At 47.5% G+C, this 22,326-nt stretch carries 16 protein-coding genes; 10 read left to right on the top strand and 6 right to left on the bottom strand.

Annotated features, from left to right (window positions below; genetic code table 11):
* Window positions 1–43 precede the first annotated feature (43 nt).
* Window positions 44–2,581, bottom strand: coding sequence for a DUF5686 and carboxypeptidase-like regulatory domain-containing protein (locus tag NQ510_RS10760; RefSeq protein ID WP_005826767.1), 2,538 nt, complete (start codon window positions 2,579–2,581; stop codon window positions 44–46).
* A 188-nt stretch (window positions 2,582–2,769) separates the two neighbouring features.
* Here NQ510_RS10760 and aspT point away from each other — a divergent pair, with 188 nt between their 5' ends.
* Window positions 2,770–4,464 (top strand): aspartate-alanine antiporter, encoded by a 1,695-nt coding sequence (gene aspT, locus NQ510_RS10755; protein ID WP_005826770.1) that lies wholly within the window; start codon window positions 2,770–2,772, stop codon window positions 4,462–4,464.
* Window positions 4,465–4,740: 276 nt separating this feature from the next.
* Window positions 4,741–6,375, top strand: coding sequence for an aspartate 4-decarboxylase (aspD, locus tag NQ510_RS10750; protein WP_034525513.1), 1,635 nt, complete (start codon window positions 4,741–4,743; stop codon window positions 6,373–6,375).
* Between the two features lie 33 nt (window positions 6,376–6,408).
* Here the strand turns inward: aspD and NQ510_RS10745 are convergent, their stop codons facing one another.
* The 3 genes from NQ510_RS10745 to NQ510_RS10735 form a co-directional block, all read right to left on the bottom strand.
* Window positions 6,409–7,722, bottom strand: coding sequence for a sensor histidine kinase (locus NQ510_RS10745; RefSeq protein WP_005826777.1), 1,314 nt, complete (start codon window positions 7,720–7,722; stop codon window positions 6,409–6,411).
* Window positions 7,713–9,074, bottom strand: a complete 1,362-nt coding sequence (locus NQ510_RS10740) for a sigma-54-dependent transcriptional regulator (protein ID WP_005826779.1) — start codon at window positions 9,072–9,074, stop codon at window positions 7,713–7,715. The genes NQ510_RS10745 and NQ510_RS10740 overlap by 10 nt, the downstream gene beginning before the upstream one ends.
* A gap of 143 nt (window positions 9,075–9,217) precedes the next feature.
* Window positions 9,218–10,705 (bottom strand): TolC family protein, encoded by a 1,488-nt coding sequence (locus NQ510_RS10735; RefSeq protein WP_005826781.1) that lies wholly within the window; start codon window positions 10,703–10,705, stop codon window positions 9,218–9,220.
* Between the two features lie 289 nt (window positions 10,706–10,994).
* On the opposite strand from NQ510_RS10735, the gene mce reads away from it, so the two are divergent.
* The 7 genes from mce to NQ510_RS10700 all read left to right on the top strand — a co-directional run bounded on the left by mce (window position 10,995) and on the right by NQ510_RS10700 (window position 19,090).
* A complete protein-coding gene (mce, locus tag NQ510_RS10730; protein ID WP_009036790.1) occupies window positions 10,995–11,411 on the top strand; it encodes a methylmalonyl-CoA epimerase in 417 nt (138 codons plus the stop codon).
* 58 nt (window positions 11,412–11,469) lie between these two features.
* Entirely contained in the window at window positions 11,470–13,023 is a 1,554-nt protein-coding gene (locus NQ510_RS10725; RefSeq protein WP_005826784.1) for an acyl-CoA carboxylase subunit beta, read from the top strand.
* Window positions 13,024–13,054: 31 nt separating this feature from the next.
* Window positions 13,055–13,987, top strand: coding sequence for an OadG family transporter subunit (locus NQ510_RS10720; protein WP_008663742.1), 933 nt, complete (start codon window positions 13,055–13,057; stop codon window positions 13,985–13,987).
* A gap of 23 nt (window positions 13,988–14,010) precedes the next feature.
* The gene (locus tag NQ510_RS10715) at window positions 14,011–14,445 is read left to right on the top strand and encodes a biotin/lipoyl-containing protein (protein WP_005826788.1); all 435 of its coding nucleotides are present in this window, start codon (window positions 14,011–14,013) and stop codon (window positions 14,443–14,445) included.
* Between the two features lies 1 nt (window position 14,446).
* Window positions 14,447–15,607, top strand: a complete 1,161-nt coding sequence (locus tag NQ510_RS10710) for a sodium ion-translocating decarboxylase subunit beta (RefSeq protein WP_005826789.1) — start codon at window positions 14,447–14,449, stop codon at window positions 15,605–15,607.
* 169 nt (window positions 15,608–15,776) lie between these two features.
* Entirely contained in the window at window positions 15,777–17,129 is a 1,353-nt protein-coding gene (locus NQ510_RS10705; RefSeq protein ID WP_005826790.1) for a tetratricopeptide repeat protein, read from the top strand.
* Window positions 17,130–17,239: 110 nt separating this feature from the next.
* Complete coding sequence (locus tag NQ510_RS10700) at window positions 17,240–19,090, top strand: glycoside hydrolase family 13 protein (protein ID WP_005826792.1); 1,851 nt, start codon at window positions 17,240–17,242, stop codon at window positions 19,088–19,090.
* Between the two features lie 470 nt (window positions 19,091–19,560).
* Here the strand turns inward: NQ510_RS10700 and NQ510_RS10695 are convergent, their stop codons facing one another.
* Both NQ510_RS10695 and NQ510_RS10690 read right to left on the bottom strand, forming a co-directional pair.
* A complete protein-coding gene (locus NQ510_RS10695; RefSeq protein ID WP_005826798.1) occupies window positions 19,561–20,571 on the bottom strand; it encodes a class II fructose-bisphosphate aldolase in 1,011 nt (336 codons plus the stop codon).
* A 282-nt stretch (window positions 20,572–20,853) separates the two neighbouring features.
* On the bottom strand, window positions 20,854–21,861 hold the full coding sequence (locus tag NQ510_RS10690; protein WP_005826801.1) for an endonuclease/exonuclease/phosphatase family protein: 1,008 nt from the start codon (window positions 21,859–21,861) through the stop codon (window positions 20,854–20,856).
* Window positions 21,862–22,049: 188 nt separating this feature from the next.
* On the opposite strand from NQ510_RS10690, the gene NQ510_RS10685 reads away from it, so the two are divergent.
* The gene (locus NQ510_RS10685; RefSeq protein WP_005835945.1) at window positions 22,050–22,301 is read left to right on the top strand and encodes a type B 50S ribosomal protein L31; all 252 of its coding nucleotides are present in this window, start codon (window positions 22,050–22,052) and stop codon (window positions 22,299–22,301) included.
* Window positions 22,302–22,326 lie beyond the last annotated feature (25 nt).

Here is a 22,326-nt window from a genome sequence, read left to right as displayed (position 1 = left end):
TAGTCATTTTATCCGATTTAATGTCCTATTAGTAAGATTTAAGTTAAAATGTCATGTGTAGACTGATTCTGAGCCCGGATTTGTCGATATTTGGTAAATTTCGGTAAGTCAAACGCCATACATAATCGACACGCAATACTTTGAAAATATTTTCAACACCTACACCTGCCTCTACGTATGGCGTATGCCCCATTGTAGTGCTGCCGGCAGGAAAACGGAACAAATCCTGCTGAAAAGCCGGATTATTCTTATCACTCAAATTCCCATACAAGCCGCGACAGGAAAGCACTTCACGCCATTTCAACTTTTTCAACAAAGGAATACGGTTGAAGAGCCAGCCGTTCAAGTAATAGGTCACATCCCAGGAAGCGTATTCATCGTTCATGAATTCCATGGCATTCATCAGTGAATAGGACTCGGGCTGTATGGTATAGGACAAGTTCGCGTTGGGAATGACGAGCAAAGGGAAAGGAACCTTGTTCCATACTTTCCCGGCCTTCAGGATAACGTCCGTATAACCGAATGCCGAGAACCAGAAACGCTTTTGAAAACCCGCTTCCGTATAGTGATAGGTATAGTCTCCTCCCAGTACCCCTTTGGCAGCCATGGTATGTGTAAGCGAAAAGACCGGAGCATCCAGCGAAACGGGGAAACGGTTCCATTGGGTCTGGAAGAATTTCTCGTTGGGAGCATAGCGCAGCTTCAATTCCAGTTCACTGGTCGAAATACTTTTTACATACGTATTATGGTCGTCCTGCTTGACGAAAGGAATCAGATGGGATGATTCATCTTTACGCAGACGCGTCGTCATCTGTACGGAAAAGCCGGAATGGAACTCATTGGTATAGGTCAGTTCCGCCTTCCGCTGATAACCGATACGGTCATCCTTCTGACGTTTCAAGGCAAGAAAAACATTATCCTGACTGGTATAAAGATAGTGTTGTCCATATTGATTGACGTCTGACAAGTAACGGAGCTTCAACGAATGTATAGGAAATTCATTGGCATATTCCTTCTTCCTATGAAAAGAATATTCCAGTTCGGCGAGTCCCTTTACACGATGGTCGCGAAAACCGTATGCCATATAGCCCCTGCCGAACAAATGCGGATTGAGCCATGCCGTCGTCATACCGCCGGCACGCAAGCGCACCCCTTCCAGTGTATTTCCGCTGATAGTGGTATTCATCATACCGATATAGAACAAAGGTTCTTTTTCCTTCGGAGCGGGAATATACCCCGTGAACAGCACCTTCAACACTTTCTCCGTCCAGAAATAAACGGGATAGCTGCGCAACTGGGCCATCATCTTGTCCACCGAAGTCTCTTTCTTGCTGACTTCCACCTGGCGGTTGGCATCCCAATATGCTTCCGAATAGCCGGAAGCCGATGTCTCTTCAATCACCTTTTCCGGTTTTCGGAAAGCCTGCAGAGCCTTGTCATCCGGTTCATACTGATAGTTTCTGTAATACACATCCCGCTTGGCATAAATACCGTCACTATTGTCCACCAACTTGAATTCCGTAGTGATACTCTCATTGAGCAACTGCCTCGTACCGTCCTCCGCGCGGTCAAAATTCTGTTCAATCTTCATGTAGTCCACAAAGTTCAGATTTATTTTCTGAGGAAAGTTCATGACGGCACGCTTTACAAAATAGGTACTGTCCAGCATGACGTATAAATGTCCCGTAAAACCGAACGACTCGGAGTTGAAAGGGACAAATGTCAAGTCAACACAAGGCTTTCCGGCAACGGTAAGCGTATCCATCAGATAATATTTGTAGAAAGACGGCCCAAGGGAGGAAAGCGGACTGACAAACTTATTGGTGAACAAGGTGATGTTGTTCTCATAAAGGTCTACATCGGTCATGGTGACACTGATAGCCTGCTCCATACCCTGCTGGGAAAGCATCTCGTCCACTCCTGCCTGCCTGCGGGCGGTGACCCACTGTTTCCGGCTATGCGGAGACTTGCGGTAATAGTCTGTGGCAAGTAACTCACGGTTGGAGATGGCCAGTACCGGCCTGCCGGTAACGGCAGAGGTATCGACATAATCCGTCAGAAACTTGAACTTACGGTAAAGCCACTTCTGTTGCTTCAAGCTGTCGAAGTTATTGATGGCAAAAGTCATCTTTTCATAGCGGTCACGTTTCCAGAAGTCGCGTTCGTCGGGCGAGTAGTCATCCCGATGCTCTATCATCTTGCGTACAAACTCCACTGCGGGATTATCCTTTTTCTTATACCGTTCACGTTTCGGCTTCACCACCACCTCATCCAGTGCATAAGTGGCTGGCGAAAGGGCAATATTGAACTTAGAAGACTTTGCAGGATGAATCAGCCGGACATATTCATTATATCCCACGGCCGAAATGACCAGCGTGGCCTCCGGGCGATAGGTCTTGAAGGAAAAACGGCCGTTATTGTCCGTCATCCCTCCCTCCGTAGTTCCTTTCAGATAAACTGACGTATAAGGCAACGGCTCCTTCGTCAACGAATCGGTGACAACGCCTTGCACCATATATTGTGCTCTCAATGGAAGAGTAACCAGCTGGATAAGCAGAAATACCCTAAAAAACAACTTCATACCTTGTTTTACCTAATTTGGATGGCAAAGGTACGGAAGAAAACTTTTTCTTAAAGTTCGGTTTTACGGAATAAATGTTCTAAAAAACTCCTTTTGTACAAAACACTTCCCGTTAAAAGCCGTTGTATAGCGAAACGACGCTCCAGAAAGCATCGGAACAACCAATATATAACCTAAACAACTTGATTATGGAATGGATTTTCAACCAGCTCAGGGAACGCCCCGAACTTGCCATTTTCCTCACTATATTCCTGGGATTCTGGCTGGGGAAACTGCGTATCGGTAAGTTTACGCTGGGCACAGTGACCAGTGTACTGCTTGTAGGCGTACTGGTAGGGCAACTGAATATAGCCGTACCGGGTCCGATAAAGTCGGTATTTTTTCTGCTTTTCCTTTTTGCCGTGGGCTATAAAGTGGGTCCCCAGTTCTTCCGCGGACTGAAAAAGGACGGATTACCCCAAGTAGGCTTTGCCGTACTGATGTGTGTATCCGTACTGTTAGTGACCTGGCTGCTGGCCCTGATGATGGGCTACAATGCCGGTGAAGCTGCCGGACTGCTGGCCGGTTCGCAAACCATCTCCGCCGTCATCGGAGTGGCAGAAGACACCATGGCCAATATGGGACTGGACGAGGCCCAACGACAAAGTTACGTCAACATCATTCCCGTATCCTACGCCGTCACCTACATTTTCGGTACGGCAGGCTCGGCATGGGTCCTATCATCCATTGGTCCCAAGATGCTAGGCGGGCTGGAAAAGGTGAAAGCCGCCTGCAAGGAACTGGAGGCGAAGATGGGCAGCTCTCTGGCTGACGAACCGGGATTCATGCCGGCGGCACGCCCCGTCACTTTCCGTGCCTACCGGGTCGAAAACGAATGGTTCAAGAATGGAAAGCGGGTGATTGACCTGGAAGTCTACTTCCGGCAGCACGACAAACGTCTATTTGTGGAACGCCTCCGCAAATCCGGAGTTGTGGTGGAAGTCAGCATGAACATACAGATAGAGCCGGGAGACGAAGTAGTGCTAAGCGGACGCCGCGAATACATCATAGGCGAAGAAAGCTGGATAGGGCCGGAAGTACAAGATGCCCAGCTCCTGGATTTTCCTGCCGAAAAGTTACCGGTTACAATCACACGCAAGACGGTTGCCGGCAAGACGGTTGCAGTTATCCGAAGGGAAAAGTTCATGCACGGTGTCAGTATCCGGAGCATCAAGCGCGCCGGAATATCCATTCCCGTGCTGGCACAAACGGTAGTAGATGCCGGCGACGTCATCGAAGTGGTAGGTACCAGGCAGGAAGTGGAAGCAGCAGCCAAACGTCTGGGGTATATAGACCGCCCTACCAACCAGACGGACATGATATTCGTAGGCCTGGGTATCCTTGTCGGAGGTTTGTTCGGAGCACTTTCCGTCCATATCGGCGGCATCCCCATCAGCTTGAGCACAAGCGGCGGCGCATTGATTGCCGGCTTGTTCTTCGGCTGGCTCCGCAGTAAGCACCCCACCTTCGGGCGCATTCCCGAACCTTCGCAATGGGTGTTGAACAATGTCGGTCTGAACATGTTCATCGCGGTAGTGGGCATTTCGGCAGGTCCCAGTTTCGTGCAGGGCTTCCACGACGTAGGTATCAGCCTGTTCCTGGTGGGAGCAGCCGCCACCACCCTGCCGCTGATTATCGGCTTGCTGCTGGCAAGGTATGTTTTCAAGTTCCATCCGGCACTGGCTTTGGGCGTCTGCGCGGGGGCACGTACCACTACGGCCGCTTTAGGCGCGGTGCAGGATGCCGTTGAGAGTGAGACACCTGCTCTGGGATACACCGTGACCTATGCCGTGGGCAATACCTTATTAATAATATGGGGTGTAGTCATCGTTTTGCTAATATAAGACGATTCTGTACCAATGCTTACTAATCCGGAGCATTCAAAGAATTATTGCCGGAAATGCAAGCGACTATATACCCATTCACTAATAGCTATTCGTCCGACAGCTGTCGGACGATAATTCAACAGTTGTCGGACGATGATTCAACAACTGTCGGACGAAAAGGAAACATATATCGGACGATTAATTTCAAGCAAGGAAAGAAATAGTATACCGCATGAACAGAGATTATTCGCCGAATGACTGAAAACAATAAATAACGAACCTAAACTTGAGCTTATGGATACAAAACTTTTAGAAAAGAAAATGGAATCTATCAGTCCTTTCGAACTGAAGAACCGCCTGATAGACATGGCAGACGAGAGTCTGAAGAAAACCGCCCGTACCATGCTGAACGCAGGGCGCGGCAACCCCAACTGGATTGCAACCGCTCCACGCGAAGCCTTCTTCCTGTTGGGAAGCTTCGGCCTGGAAGAGTGCCGCCGCATCATGGATTTGCCCGAGGGCATTGCAGGCATCCCCGAAAAAAAAGGCATTGCCTCCCGCTTCGAAGCCTTCCTGAAAAAGAACAATAACGTACCGGGCGCCAAATTGCTGGAACAAACCTACAACTACCTGCTGATGCAGCATGCCGCCGACCCCGACAGCCTTGTACACGAATGGGCCGAAAGCATTGTAGGCGACCAGTATCCCGTGCCCGACCGCATCCTTCATTTTACGGAAATCCTTGTGCAAGATTACCTTTCGCAAGAGATGTGCGACAACCGTCCTCCCCGGGGTGCCTATGACCTGTTTGCCACCGAAGGTGGAACAGCCGCCATGTGCTACATCTTCGACTCCCTGCAGGAAAACTTCCTGCTGAACAAAGGGGACGGCATCGTCCTCATGGTTCCTGCCTTTACCCCCTATATTGAAATCCCACAACTCAGCCGCTACCAGTTTCGAGTGACCAAAATACATGCCAACCGCATGAATAACGAAGGGATGCACCTCTGGCAGTACAGCGACGAAGACATAGACCGCTTGAAAAGCCCTAAAATCAAGGCCCTCTTTGTCACCAATCCCAGTAATCCGCCCAGCTACACACTCAGTCCGGATACAATGGCGCGCATCGTGAGCATCGTCAGGAATGACAACCCTAATCTGATGATTATTACAGACGACGTATACGGTACATTCAGTCCACATTTCCGTTCGTTCATGGCAGAAATTCCCTACAATACGCTTTGCGTCTATTCATTCTCCAAATACTTCGGTGCCACCGGATGGCGCAATGCGGTCATTACCCTGCACGAATTCAACCTGTTCGACAAGCTGATAGCCAAACTGCCGAAAGAGAAACGGGAGATTCTGCACCACCGCTACTCCACCCTCACTCTGGAACCTGAAAAACTGAAGTTTATCGACCGTATGGTTGCCGACAGCCGTCAGGTGGCACTGAACCATACCGCCGGACTGTCATTGCCACAACAGATGCAGATGGGCCTTTTCGCCGCCTTTGCCCTGCTGGACAAGGAAAACAAATACAAGCAAAAGATGCAGGAGATTATCCGCCGCCGATTGCATGCCCTTTGGGAGAATACCGGTTTCACGCTGACGGAAGACCCGTTGCGCGTAGGTTATTATACAGAAATCGACATGCTGGTTTGGGCAAAGAAGTTCTATGGGGACGACTTTGTAGAATATCTGAAACGCACCTACAGCCCGCTGAACGTAGTCTTCCGCCTTGCCAAAGAAACCTCTCTGGTGCTGCTGAACGGCGGTGGTTTTGACGGCCCCGAATGGAGCGTGCGCGCCTCACTCGCCAATCTGGACGAGAAAGACTATGCAACCATCGGCCAAGGCATCAAAAAGATACTGGAGGAGTATGCAAAAGAATTCTTTAAAAATGGAAAGGCGAAAGATAAAAATTGAAAATTGAAAGGTGAAAGGTAAAACTTTCAAATTTCAATTAAATAGTATACGGAAGCGGGTCAATCCATCGTTGTAGGTACGTAGGGAGAACGTGCAACCATGACGGCTCAAAACTTCCCGGATAAACACCAGGCCAATTCCCTGCCCGTTCGGCTTGGTGGAAAAGAAGGGGCTGAAGAGTTTAGCTTCGGTCTCTTTACTTATCCCCGGACCATTGTCAACGACTTCGACAGAAGCGGGGGCAGTGGTCCTTACTATTATCTCACCTTGCTGTCCGTTTTCTCCGGCGTCCCCCTCTATACTTTCGGCGGCATTCTTGATGATATTCACAAGCACCTGCTCAAAAAGAGAAGCATCCATACGCACCATTCCCACCTCCGGGTCGCATTCCAGACGTAGCTCTATATTGCGGTCATTGCACATTCCTTCCATGAAACGCTTGCACATGGACACCAACTCATTCAGCTGGACGGGTGCCAGGGTAGGTTCGGGTATCTTTACCACATCTGCAAAACGGGTAATGAAACGGCTCATCGAGAAACAACGCTCCGTACAAACGCGCATCACGTCGCAGATGTCCTCCATATCATCTTCTGTAGAAAGTGCCTGCTCCACTGTATCGAGTGTGGAAGTGATGCCCGCAGTGGTATTGTTCACTTCATGAGCTATCATGCGGATTACCTTTTCATAGGCACGTTTCTCGGCACGCATCACTTCTTCCGTCATACGCTCTATCAAGAAAAAAGGATGTTTGAACCCTCTGTCAATAAAAGAAGAATGGGTGCATTTATAAATATTCGCGTCATTGAGACGGACCACTGCCGTCTCGTCTTTGGGAATGGACGAAAGTTCGGCAGCCAACGGGGAGTCCATCTGGTCCAGCCGCTTTGCCATCGCCTCCTCCATACGGACACCGAGCATCTTTACCGCCATCGGATTCAGTTGCGACACTTCATCGTCCATTGTCAGGATAATAACCCCCATTGGAGATGCCTGAATCAGCAAATCCAAGAAGTGATTCTGCTCGCGCATGCGCAACCGTTCATTCTTGAGCTGCTCCATCATTCGGTTAAAGATATTCACAATGCGGTCTGCTTCGTACTGCCCTACCCGGCTGAGACGACTACTGAAATCCTGCTCGCGCAGCAACTCCATACCGCTGCCTATGGTGTTCATCGGCTTCACTATCTTATTATAGAATACTATCAGATAGATAAGGATAAACCCGATGAGCCCCTCCAACACGTACAGATACAAAGAAGGCTTTCCACTCAGCAGATATACCAGCATTCCACCCAGACCGAGCAGAAAAAGGACAAGTATGAAGAAAAAGAATTTTATGCGCACGGGACTTGAATATTATATTTTTCCAAACGTCTGTAAAGCGCAGCGCGGCTGATGCCTAATGACACTGCCACCTGACTGAGATTCCCTTTATGCTGTTCCAACGCCTGCAAGATAGTCTGCCGCTCTATTTCATCCAAGGTCATACCTGCAAAAGAAGTACCTTCGGCAGCTTTGGCCGGTTCGTCGTGACGCAGATATTGGGCATCGAAATCCGCGGCATCCAGCACCGGCTTGCCGCTGACCAGAATGGTACGCTCCACCAGATTCTTCAACTCACGAATGTTGCCCAGATAAGGCAGGCGGGAAAGGAAATTCAGAGCGTCGGCCGAGAAATCCGTACGCGGCAAGCCGTTCACCTCTGCCTGACGGTCGGCAAAGTGACGTGCCAGCAAAGGAATATCTTCACGGCGCTCCCGCAAGGAGGGCAGTTTTACGGTAATCAGGTTGATACGGTAAAAAAGGTCTTCACGGAAAGTACGTTCGGACACCATCTTGCGGAGGTCTGCATTAGTGGCGGACACAACGCGCACATCGACTTTGCGGGGACGGCTATCGCCCAGCACTTCGAATGTCTGGTCTTGAAGCACGCGCAGCAGTTTCACCTGGCAGGAAGGGTCGAGGTCACCAATCTCGTCGAGGAAGATAGTACCTTTATTTGCCATTTCAAAACGCCCTATACGGTCGGCGCTGGCATCGGTAAACGCCCCTTTCTTATGGCCGAACATCTCGCTCTCGAACAAGCTCTGCGAGATGCCGCCGAGATTCACCTTGACAAAAGGCTGCTTCACACGTTGGCTGTTGATATGGATGGCTTCGGCAATCAGCTCCTTGCCCGTTCCGCTTTCGCCCGTAATCAGCACCGAAGCATTGGTACGGGCTATGCGAGCCACTGTGTTCAGCACTTCCATCAGCCCTTTGGACTTACCTATAATATGGCTGCGATTCAATGCGGTAGTCTGCTCTTCCGGCACCTCTTTCGGGGCGGCCGTAAGCTCAAGGGCCGTCTCGATGCGCTGCAAAAGAGCAGCATTGTTCCAAGGCTTGGTTATGAAATCGAATGCGCCGGCCTGCATACCCTGCACGGCAAGCTGGATACTTCCCCATGCCGTCATCAAAATAACGGGCACATCGGGACGGAACACCTTTACCTGCTTCAATAAGGTAAGTCCCTCTTCTCCGGTAGTGGAAAGAGTGAAGTTCATATCCATCAAAATCAAGGCGGGAGCTTCGGCCCTAACTATGTCCATAGCTTCGCGAGGACTTGGAGCCGTTTTCACCTCATATCCGGCACGCTTCAGCATAAAGCTGAGGGAAGAGCGCACAGCACTATCGTCGTCTATTATCAGTATCATAAAAATTGTAGTTTGTTTCCCGCAAAAATAAGTAAAAAAGCAGAGTTATGAATGATAAGTTATAAGTTATTCACCTATAATATCGCATATACGGTACTTTTACCGGCAAATAATTCATAACTTATCACTTGCAACCCGTCGACTTATCCTCTTACCACCTCTTCAAAATCAGCTTCCAATTCCGTATCGCGTTCAAAATCCCAAAGGGTCAAGCTGCGGAGCTGATAGAAGTAATACCAATAGTAGTACAGCTCTGAAATATGCTTTTGACGGGCTTCGTCTTTAGAGTTCTGTGCATCGTTCAGGTCCAGGGTGCTGATTTTACCTATCATAAAGGTCTCTACACTGGTCTTGTAACGCTTCTCAGCAATGACATCCGCCTCTTCGGCTATGTCCAGCTGTTGCGCCTGGTTGTTGAAGTTAGCCACCAGCAAAAAGATGTCCTGGTTAAAGTCCATCTGTTCCTGACGGATTCTGGACAAGACCACTTCACGGTTGCTCTTTGCCACCCTTACCTTGCCGCGGCGCTTGCCCCAGTCAAGGATAGGAATCTTGACGCCTACCTGCACAATCTGATTATCAAGCAAGTCCCGGTAGGCTGAAGAGAATTCATGGTTCTGCCCCGTATAGCCCACACTGGCAAAGAGGTCGATGCTGCGCAAGTTTCCGCGTGCCGTTGCCACTTCATAATCAGCTTCGAGCTGGCGGCGGCGAATGTTCTGTGCAAAGGAGTTGCGTTCCAGTGCCTTGTTCAGCACACGGTCATACTCCATCTTTATATCGGGAACAGTGGCGGGCAACACCGGATTCAGGCTTTCCTGCTCGGACACCCCGAGGAAAGAACGGAGCTGGAACATTTTTGCATTCAGGTTGCTCTCTGCCTCAGTCACGTCGGCCTTGCCCTGCAATGAATTCAGTTTAAGCTGCAACAAATCATTCTCGGATATCTGTCCCATTTTACGTTTGGCTATGGCCACTTCATAAAGGCGGTCGGCATTCGTCTTGTTCTGCATGGCGGTAGCGAGCGATTCTTTGGCCAGCAGCAACTCAAAGAAATAAGTGATGGTTTTCATCGTCACCTCTTCCGTAGCTGAAATGAACTCGGCCTTTGCCTCGGCATAGCGTACGGGCTCTATACGGCGGTTCCACTTCAAGGTATTCACTCCGAAGACCGGTTGCGTCAACTCCAGACTCACGGGGACTGACATGAACTGCTTCGCTCCTCCGGAACCCAGTTGTTTGAGATAATCCAGCGAAGAAGTCAGTGACAGCTTACCCCCCGTAAACCAAATGTTCTGGTCTACCGAAAGCTGTCCGGACAGCCCCAGTGTATTGTTGCGAACAAAGCTATAGGAGCCGTCGGAATTCTGGTAGGTACTGTAGGACTTGTTATAGTTGGGTAGTGTACCGGTGAAATTCACTTCCGGCAACAAGTCCGCACGGAATGTACGGTATTCCCAATACGCGGTTTTCAATTCATTCAATGCCACAGCAGCATCCACAGACTGCGTACGGGCCAGTACAATGGCCTCCGACAGCGTAATATTGCGTTCATGTCCCAAAGTATCATTCTGCGCCATGGTTGCCAACGGCATCAAAAAACAAACTGCAAGTAAAATATTCTTTTTCATGTTCAATCTTTAAAATTGTCGCAAACAGAAAAGCAAAGAGTGTGCCAAGTGGCCGGAAAGGTTTCATAGAGGGGTAAGTGTTCATTTTCGGACAGTGGGGATGTCCGTTAGCGGACGATATCAAGAAAACAACCGGTCTCTATCTAAAGTCTGAAAAAATCCTTCTAAAGTTCAATTAACCATTAATTAATTGATGAAAAATTTCTTTATTAAGGAAGAATTCTCTTTCTTTGTGCTGCTTTATACCTTTATTAAAAAGGATACAATACTAACATTAATTTATATAGTTATGAAGATTTCACACATTGAGCATCTGGGCATTGCCGTTAAGAGCATTGAAGAAGCCCTTCCGTACTACGAAAACGTTTTAGGTTTGAAATGCTACAACATCGAAACCGTGGAAGATCAGAAAGTTAGAACCGCTTTCCTGAAAGTGGGCGATGTAAAGATCGAATTGTTGGAACCTACTTCTCCCGAAAGCACAATTGCCAAGTTCATCGAAAAGAACAACGGTAACGGTGGCATGCATCATCTGGCATTTGCCGTTGAAGACGGAGTGGCCGGTGCGCTTGCCGAAGTCGAAGAAAAAGGTATCCGCCTTATAGACAAAGCTCCCCGCAAAGGTGCAGAAGGTCTGAACATTGCATTCCTGCATCCGAAGTCAACTCTCGGTGTCCTGACCGAGCTTTGCGAGAAACCGGAATAAGCAAGACTGTAAAATCATCAAATCATAAATTGTATAAACACTTAAAGAATATAAATTCATGAGTAATCAACTTGAAAAGATTAAAGAGCTTATAGACCGCCGCGCTGCAGCACGTCTCGGTGGTGGTGAAAAAGCGATTGCAAAGCAACACGAGAAGGGTAAATATACAGCTCGCGAGCGCATAGCCATGCTTCTCGACGAAGGCAGTTTCGAAGAAATGGACATGTTCGTAGAACATAGATGCACCAACTTCGGCATGGAAAAGAAACACTACCCCGGTGACGGTGTAGTAACCGGTTGCGGTACAATCGAAGGCCGTCTGGTTTATATCTTCGCACAGGACTTCACAGTTTCTGCCGGTTCACTGTCCGAAACCATGTCTCTGAAAATCTGTAAGATTATGGACCAAGCCATGAAAATGGGTGCTCCGTGTATCGGTATCAACGACTCGGGCGGTGCACGTATTCAGGAAGGTATTAATGCCTTGGCTGGCTACGCTGAAATCTTCCAACGTAACATACTTGCTTCGGGTGTCATTCCGCAGATTTCCGGTATTTTCGGTCCTTGTGCCGGTGGCGCCGTTTACTCTCCTGCCTTGACAGACTTTACTTTGATGATGGAAGGTACATCCTACATGTTCCTTACCGGTCCGAAGGTAGTAAAGACTGTAACCGGAGAAGACGTAAGCCAGGAAAACCTGGGTGGCGCGAGCGTTCACTCCACCAAATCTGGTGTTACTCATTTTACTGCACAGACAGAAGAAGAAGGTTTGGCTCTTATCCGCAAACTGTTGAGCTACATTCCCCAGAACAACCTGGAAGAAGCTCCCTATGTAGACTGTACAGACCCTATCGACCGTCTGGAAGATTCCCTGAACGACATCATTCCTGATAACCCGAACAAGCCGTACGATATGTACGAGGTAATTGGTGCTATCATAGATAATGGTGAGTTCCTCGAAATCCAAAAAGATTATTCAAAGAATATCATTATTGGTTTCGCACGTTTCAACGGACAGTCCGTAGGTATTGTTGCCAACCAGCCGAAGTATCTGGCAGGTGTGCTCGACAGCAACGCATCCCGCAAGGGCGCACGCTTCGTCCGTTTCTGCGACGCCTTCAATATTCCTATCGTATCATTGGTAGACGTACCGGGATTCCTTCCGGGAACCGGCCAGGAGTACAACGGCGTCATCCTGCACGGTGCCAAACTGCTGTATGCATACGGTGAAGCTACTGTACCCAAGGTTACCATCACACTGCGTAAATCCTACGGTGGTTCGCACATCGTGATGAGCTGTAAGCAGCTGCGTGGCGACATGAATTATGCTTGGCCTACTGCTGAAATCGCTGTAATGGGTGGTGCAGGTGCTGTAGAAGTATTATATGCCCGCGAAGCCAAAGAGCAGGAAAATCCGGCTCAATTCCTGGCTGAAAAAGAGGCTGAATACACCAAGTTGTTTGCCAATCCTTATAATGCAGCTAAATATGGCTACATTGATGATGTTATCGAACCGCGTAACACACGTTTCCGCATCATTCGTGCCCTGCAACAGTTGCAAACCAAGAAATTGACTAACCCGGCTAAGAAGCATGGTAATATTCCCTTGTAATCAAGCTTTTCACACTAAAACAAGAACGATTATGAATAAAACAAAAATCGGAATATTCCTTTCATTGATGCTGGTGTTAGGCTTTTGCTCTTCTTGCAAAGAACAGAAATCGAACAACAAACTGCTGCTGAATGAAGTGCTGGTCAACAACGAAAGCAACTATCAGGATGACTACGGTGTGCACAGCGCATGGATTGAAATATTCAACAGATCATACGGCAGCGCCGACCTTGCAGGTTGCTATCTGAAATTCAGCAGCCAGCCGGGTGATACTGCCAGTTATTTCATTCCCAAAGGTGACGTTCTGACACTCATAAAACCACGTCAGCATGCACTTTTCTGGGCTGATGGAGAACCAAGACGCGGTACATTTCATACGAACTTCAAACTGGATGCCACAAATGCCAACTGGATTGGGTTGTATGATTCCGGCAAGAAATTGCTTGATCAAGTCATAGTGCCTGCCGGTACTTTAAAAGCCAACCAATCCTATGCCCGTGTCAGTGATGCAGCCGACCAATGGGAAGTAAAGGGTGGAAGCGAAGATAAATATGTCACTCCGAGTACCAACAACAAGACTATCGACAGCAATGCCAAAATGGAAAAATTCGAAGAGCATGACAGCGTAGGTATCGGTATGGCTATTTCTGCCATGAGCGTTGTATTCTGCGGGCTGATATTACTCTACATCTCCTTCAAGATTATAGGTAAAATATCAGTTAACCTCAGCAAACGCAATGCCATGAAAGCTAAAGGTATTACTGATAAACAAGAAGCAAAAGAGAAACAACTGGGGCAGGCTCCGGGAGAAGTTTTTGCTGCCATTTCAATGGCCATGCACGAATTCCAAAGCGATGTACACGATGTGGAAGACACGATACTTACCATTACCCGTGTAAAACGCAGTTACTCACCGTGGAGTTCAAAGATTTATACGTTGCGTGAGACTCCTCACAAAAAGTAAGTCACCCATAATAAAATAAAACGATGAAAGAATATAAATATAAAATTAACGGTAACGTATATAAAGTTGCCATTGGAGATATTGAAGACAACATCGCTCATGTAGAAGTGAACGGTACTCCCTACAAAGTTGAAATGGAAAAAGCACCGAAGGTAGTTGTTAAACCGGTAGCACGTCCGGCAGCCACATCCGCTCCTGCTGCTCCTGCTACTCCGGTAGTAAAACCGGCCGCTGCTTCTACCGGCAAGTCAGGTGTAAAATCTCCGCTTCCCGGTGTAATCCTCGATATCAAAGTAAATGTCGGCGATACAGTAAAGAAGGGACAAGTTATCATCATTTTGGAAGCCATGAAGATGGAAAACAATATCAATGCTGATAAAGACGGTAAGATTACAGCCATCAATGTAAACAAAGGGGACTCTGTTCTCGAAGGTACTGACCTCGTAATTATTGAATAATATGGGAGAATTTATCACATTTTTAGGAAACAACCTTGCCGACTTCTGGACTTATACAGGTTTTGCCAATGCAACGGTAGGACATGTGGTAATGCTTCTGGTAGGTTTGTTTTTCATATACTTGGCTGTAGCCAAGGAATTTGAGCCGATGCTATTAATTCCTATCGGTTTCGGTATGCTGATTGGTAATATACCTTTCAATATGGAAGCCGGATTAAAAGTCGGTATCTATGAAGAAGGTTCCGTACTTAATATTCTGTACCAGGGAGTAACCTCCGGTTGGTACCCGCCACTCATATTCCTGGGTATCGGTGCCATGACGGATTTCTCTGCTTTGATATCGAACCCCAAATTAATGTTGGTTGGTGCAGCAGCCCAATTCGGTATATTCGGTGCTTATATGATTGCCCTTGCCATAGGATTTGACCCGATGCAGGCTGGTGCAATCGGTATCATTGGTGGTGCCGATGGTCCGACTGCCATCTTCCTCTCTTCCAAACTGGCTCCTAACTTAATGGGTGCCATTGCGGTATCAGCCTATTCATATATGGCATTAGTACCGGTGATACAGCCGCCTATTATGCGTTGGCTGACCAGTAAAAATGAACGTCTTATCCGTATGAAACCTCCCCGTGTGGTTTCACATACGGAAAAAGTAATGTTCCCGATTATCGGTTTGTTACTAACCACATTCCTTGTACCATCCGGTCTGCCTTTGCTGGGTATGCTGTTCTTCGGTAATTTACTGAAAGAAAGTGGAGTTACACGTCGTCTGGCAAACACAGCCAGTGGTCCGCTGATTGATACCATTACTATTCTGCTTGGTTTGACAGTAGGTGCTTCTACGCAAGCATCCGAGTTCTTAACCCTTGATTCAATCAAGATATTCGGTCTGGGCGCCTTATCATTTGTCATTGCCACAGCATCCGGTGTCATCTTCGTGAAGATTTTCAACCTCTTCCTGAAGAAAGGCAACAAGATTAATCCGTTGATCGGTAATGCCGGTGTATCTGCCGTACCCGACTCTGCACGTATCTCCCAAGTAGTAGGTCTGGAATACGATCCTACCAACTATCTGCTGATGCATGCCATGGGCCCGAACGTTGCCGGTGTAATCGGTTCCGCTGTAGCAGCAGGTATCCTGCTGGGATTCTTAATGTAATACATTTATTCATTCCGTTATCCGGCTTGAATTCTGAACTATTTTAGAGCCCCTTCATTTTTGGAGGGGCTTTTTCGTTAATCTATCTAAAACAGATTACGATTATTTCGTAAATACATTCTTTTTAGTAACTTGCAGTCAGTTTAACCTCATATAAATGATATACTGTATGCGAAAGCTTTTTATCTCCTTATGTTTCAGTGCATGCTGTTCGCTTCTGGCGGCACAGACCACAAATCCCATTCAAGAGGCGATGGCCAACTACGATTATGAAACAGCCTTGATGCTGATCGATCAAGAAACCCCGACCGTCCCCCTACTCTACCAAAAAGGGAAAGCGCTGAAAGGGCTGGGCAATAACCTTGAAGCTCTGAGCGTATTTCAGGAAGTCGTAGCTCAGGATTCTCTCAATCCCCGGGCATACATTGAAGCTGCCGAATGCTGCAAATCACTTGCCAAATATAGCGAGGCACTGGATTACTACCAAAATGCGCTCCACATAAATCCGGACAATAAATACGCACGCATCCAGTATATCAGTCTGCTGATGAACATGAAGAGATACCGTGAGTCTCTAAAGGAAAGCAACCTGCTGGCAGAAAGGGACAGTTCCGCCTATGTACTACACCTTAGAGCCGAAAGTATGGGGCAAGTCTATGACAACACAGAAATCATGCATGTGATAGATGCCTACCTGGACATACAGAAAAGATATCCCAATGATTACCTGTCTGCTGCCAAACTCGGCAACATCTATGTAGCAGGCCACCAGTATGAAGACGCCATAAACATAACGGAGAAATACCGTTCCATAGACTCCACCAACGTCCTTGTGAACCGCATCAATGCCCAAGCCTATTGCCTGAACAAAGATTACCCCAAAGCAATAGAAAGATATGAACAACTGTTACAGGAAAAAGACAGTTCTTTCCAAACCTGCTTCTACGCCGGAATCAGCTATTATGCCCTCGAAGACTTCTACCCAGCACACGACCTGCTGGAAAGGGCTCTTAAAGATGACAATACCAACATCAACGTTCTCTATTATCTGGGACGCGCCTGCTCCAAGACATCATGGAAAGAGGATGGAGTGACTTATCTGGAAACTGCCGTAAGCCTCGCCATGCCCAGCGACAGTGTCATGTCCCGCCTATATGTGGGGCTTGCGGACTGCTACAAGATGGCATTTCAATACACCGACCAGGCGAATACCCTTCTGACGCAATACGAAAAATACGACCGGCAGAAACACAAACTGCTCTACGACGCAGCCTTTATCTATTATTACTATCTGAAAGATGCGTCCAAAGCAGAGAGATACCTAACGGCCTACCTGAAAACCCGTCCGAAAAACAGCAAGGACAAAGTGCAGGAAGTAGATGCGGACGGAGTTCCCATCATCGGAGAAGACAACCGATACAATGCCGCCGAAAACTGGCTGAAGGACATCAGAGAAAAGCGCAAGAAAGAGGACTTCTTCAAGGGAAAGGTCGATACCGCCAGCGTAACCCCCATCAAATAGCCCCAATGAAAACGTTTGCATAATATAATAAGGTACAGTAACGGAGAAAGATTAACTTTCTCCGTTATTTGTTTTAAATTAGCGCAAAAATTAACCGTAAAGTTACTATCATGAAAAAAGTATTCTTAATCTTGGGAACACTCTTACTCTCCCTCAGTACGTATGCAGCTATGAATGTGAACAAAATCGACCCTCCGTTTTGGTACACCGGCATGCAGAACCCGGAACTCCAGCTGATGGTCTATGGCGAAGGCATCGGCAACGCGGCAGTATCCGTCAATTATCCCGGCGTCTCATTGAGCAGCACCGTCAAGCTGGAAAGCAACAACTACCTCCTGGTCTATCTGAAACTGGACAAGGATGTAAAACCCGGCAAATTCAACCTCACCTTCACTGAAGGAAAAAAGAAACTCGTAAAGGAATATGAACTGAAGGCACGCAACAAGAAAGGTTGCGAACATAAAGGTTTCGACGCCTCCGACGCACTGTACCTGCTGATGCCCGACCGCTTTGCCAATGGCAACCCGGACAATGACCAGATTGCGGGCATGGCCGAGTACAAGATAGACCGCAATGACCCCAATGCACGCCACGGCGGTGACCTTGCCGGCATCGAACAACACCTGGACTACTTCTCCAACCTCGGCGTCACAGCCCTCTGGTTTACTCCGGTACTGGAAAACAACATGACCGGCGGTTCCTATCACGGCTATGCCACCACAGACTACTACAAGGTAGACCCGCGCTTCGGTACCAACGAAGAATACAAGCAACTGATTGAAAAAGCCCATGCACGCGGCATCAAAATCGTAATGGACATGATTTTCAACCACTGCGGCGTAGAGCATGTATGGATTAAGGACATGCCCTCCAAAGATTGGTTCAACAACCCCGACCACGAAAACAACTTCGTGCAGACCTCCTTCAAACTGACCCCGCACGTAGACCCTTATACTTCCCAGTACGATGCCGACCAGATGAACGACGGCTGGTTTGTACCTTCCATGCCCGACCTCAACCAGAAGAATCCTCACGTTTACCGCTACCTGGTACAGAACAGTTTCTGGTGGATTGAATTCGCCAACATCGACGGCATCCGCATGGACACTTACCCGTATGCCGACTATGATGCCATGAGCAACTGGATGAAAGAGCTCAACGAAGAATATCCCAACTACAACACCGTGGGCGAGACCTGGGTTACCGAACCCGCCTACACCGCCTGGTGGCAGAAGGATTCCAAGCTATCAGCCCCCAAGAACAGTAACCTCAAGACCGTTATGGACTTCAGCTTCTTCGACAAGATAAACACCGCCAAGAATGAACAGACCGAAACTTGGTTCAAGGGACTGGACCGCATATACAATAACTTCGTATACGACTTCCTCTACCCCAACCCCGCTTCCGTACTGGCATTCATCGAAAACCACGACACCGACCGCTTCCTGGGCGAAGGCAACAACCTTCCGATGCTGAAGCAAGCCTCTACCCTGCTGCTTACCACCCGCCGCATTCCGCAACTCTACTACGGAACGGAAGTCATGATGAATGGCGTGAAGAGCAAGAGCGACGGCTATGTCCGCAAGGACTTCCCCGGCGGATGGACCGGTGACGCAACAAACGCACTGACCCCAGCCGGACGTACCAAAATACAGAACGAGTGCTACGACTTCTACAAGACCATCCTAAACTGGCGCAAAGGAAACGATGTGATTGCCAAAGGCAGCATGGTGCAGTTCATGGTACAGAATGGTGTTTATGCCTACGCACGCCAGTACGAAGGCAAGACGATATTCGTGATGCTGAACGGTACAGATGCAGAGACCACCGTTCCTTTGAAATTCTACAAGGAAATCCTAAAAGACAGCAAGCAGGGAAAAGATATTCTTAGCGGCAAGGCCATCACCTTCGGTGAAGAGCTGAAGATGGGCCCCAGAGAATCATTAGTGATAGAATTATAACGCGCACTCCACACAGAGAGCTCATTCTTGCAAATCTCCCTTGCAGATAGCTTGCAGACACCTCGCCTGCCAGCCATCTGCAAGGGATTTTTAGTATGGAATAGGTGTCACGGGGATATGCTTTTCACCGGTCTCAAATATAGCTAATCTGTTAGTTCATAACGGTGAACACTTTGTTCCAGTATAGAGAAACAAAGTGTTCGGATATGTAGAAACAAAGTGTTCTTACGTATTGGAACGAAGTGTTTTTGCATATTGGAACGAAGTGTTCTCTTTATTGAAACAAACTGTTCAGTTAAGGGAAACAGACTGTTTTGTTAAAGGAAACAGACTGTTGTACACGTTGAAACATCCGCTTCTGAAATAACCGGCGAACTTAACCATCCCACAACACCGGCCTATATATAACAAGTCAGCCCTTGCAACATCAATATTGCAAGGGCTGACGCTATATTCGGATTATCTTTCGATTAGTCCAGTTGAGCCAATTTGTTCTCTGAACCAAGCACGTTGATGATTTTATGCTTGTACAGTTTTTCCATATTGTCACGAGCCGGACCCAGATACTTACGCGGGTCGAATTCTGCCGGTTTTTCAGCAAATGTCTTGCGGATAGCAGCTGTCATAGCCAGACGTGAGTCAGAGTCGATGTTGATTTTGCAAACAGCAGACTTGGCAGCCTTACGCAACTGCTCTTCGGGGATACCGATAGCAGCTTCCAGCTTACCACCATACTTGTTGATAGTATCAACTTCTTCCTGAGGAACTGAAGAAGAACCGTGAAGAACGATGGGGAATCCCGGAAGTTTCTCCATTACAGCATCCAGAACGGCAAATTCCAAAGGAGGAGGAACCAGACGACCGGTAGCAGGGTCAACGTGGCATTGTTCGGGTTTGAACTTGTATGCACCATGAGAAGTACCGATTGAGATAGCCAGTGAATCGCAACCTGTACGGGTAGCGAAGTCAATAACTTCTTCAGGATTAGTATATGTATGGTGTTCTGCAGAAACTTCATCTTCTACACCGGCCAATACACCGAGTTCGCCTTCTACAGTTACGTCGAACTGATGGGCATAGTCAACTACCTTCTTAGTCAGTGCAACGTTTTCTTCGTACGGAAGGTGTGAACCGTCAATCATTACTGAAGAGAAACCGGAGTCGATACAGCTCTTGCAAGTTTCGAATGTATCTCCGTGGTCAAGGTGAAGAACAATTTCAGGATGTTTGCAACCCAATTCCTTAGCGTACTCAACAGCACCCTGAGCCATGTAACGCAACAGCGTAGCGTTGGCATACTGACGGGCACCCTTAGATACCTGAAGAATAACCGGAGACTTTGTTTCAACTGCAGCCTTGATGATAGCCTGCATCTGTTCCATATTGTTGAAGTTGAATGCCGGAATAGCATATCCACCTTTGATAGCCTTAGCAAACATCTCTCTTGTGTTTACCAGTCCTAAATCTTTGTAATTAACCATTTTGTTTAAATTTTATTGTTAGTGAATTAAAATTCTACGCAAAAGTAATCATTATCCTTTAAAGTAAAGAACTTGACGGGAATAAAATATCCGGCTCATCCTACCAAATCCATTCTATTTTAAAGCTATTGGCTTCATTTAACAGATTATTGTAATCTCTATATTACAAACTCTTTGCATTTATCTCTGCCAGCCATACTTTTGCCATCTATACTTCTATCAACAAAAAAGCCGGAGAACATGTTTGCTCTCCGGCATCTGTTTACACATTATTATGTAATACTAATTTTTCAGATAGATGATGGTCGGCAAATGGTCACTGTAACCGTTCAGCCAAGTCCTGCCCCCATGCGTACGCAAGGGGGAACCTTTGTATTTGCCATCCTGCTGAATCAGATAATCGCGGATGAAAACTTCATTGTGATCATAGCGCAACCCTTTCTTAGCCTTCAGCAACGGTTTCGAAATGACAATCTGGTCAAACAAGTTCCACTTGCCCCGATAGAGCAATGTCCCCACTCCCTTGTCTTCCAGCGTCACCCACCAGGGATTGTAGAATTCGCCTTTCTTCACCTGCTTCGGATATTTGCGCGCTCCCAGCACCTCCATGCTTTCGTCCATCGGGTCGTCATTCATATCCCCCATCACGATGAGCTTCAGCTTCTTGTCGCTACGCATCAGAGAGTCCTTCAAGGCCTTTACCTGCCTGGCTGCATGCACACGCACCGGCGACTTTGCCCCACGGGAGGGCCAGTGGTTCACTATCACGCAGACACGCTCTCCCGCCAGTTGTCCGTCCACAATCAAGAAGCCACGCGTCAAGTGCACCGTATCCCCCTCAAAAGGAGTGGAAAGCACCAACTTTGAGTGGGTAACGCTGAATTGCTTCGGGTCGTACAGCAAGGCACAGTCGATGCCCCGTCTGTCCGGTCCTTCATAATGCACGAACTCATAATTGGAAATGGCCGGCTGCTTCACGAGGTCTTCCAGCACCCGGCTGTTCTCTGCCTCTGCCACACCGATGAATGCCGGACCTTCCGGCACTAAATCACGCGAAAGGGACCCCAACACTTTGGAAAGGTTCTGCAGCTTGGACTCATACTTCTTTGCCGTCCACTGGTAACTGCCGTTAGGCAGGAACTCATAGTCATTCTTACCTGCATCATGAATCGTATCAAATAAGTTCTCAAGATTGTAGAACGCAACACTATACAGTTTCCGTTCCGCATTTTGTGCCCCCAGCGTTGCCACGCACAGCCAGAAAGAGCATAAGACAAGTAGTTTCCTCATAAATTCACAAGATTAAGTCCTGCAAAAATCAGAAATAAAATGCGATAAACCTACTAAATAAAAATAAATCTGAATTTATTTTGTAGAGTCTCCAACTTGCACTATCTTTGCGCTCTGAAAAGAAGACCATTACACTATTTATTACCAAAATAGTAACAGAATATAAATTTTTAAAAGAAAATATCAAAATGAAAAAAGGTATTCATCCTGAAAATTACCGTCCGGTAGTATTTAAAGATATGTCAAATGGTGATGTATTCTTGTCTCGTTCCACTTGCAACACGAAAGAGACTATCGAATTCGAAGGTGAAACTTATCCGCTGGTAAAGCTGGAAATCTCCAGCACTTCTCACCCGTTCTACACTGGTAAGTCCAAGCTGGTTGACACCGCCGGTCGTGTTGATAAGTTCATGAGCCGTTACGGTAACCGTAAGAAATAATCAGTTTCAAGCAAACTGAAAAAAG

This window comes from Bacteroides uniformis, from assembly GCF_025147485.1.
Lineage (GTDB): Bacteria > Bacteroidota > Bacteroidia > Bacteroidales > Bacteroidaceae > Bacteroides > Bacteroides uniformis.
This window is presented reverse-complemented; position numbering and strand designations above follow the sequence as displayed.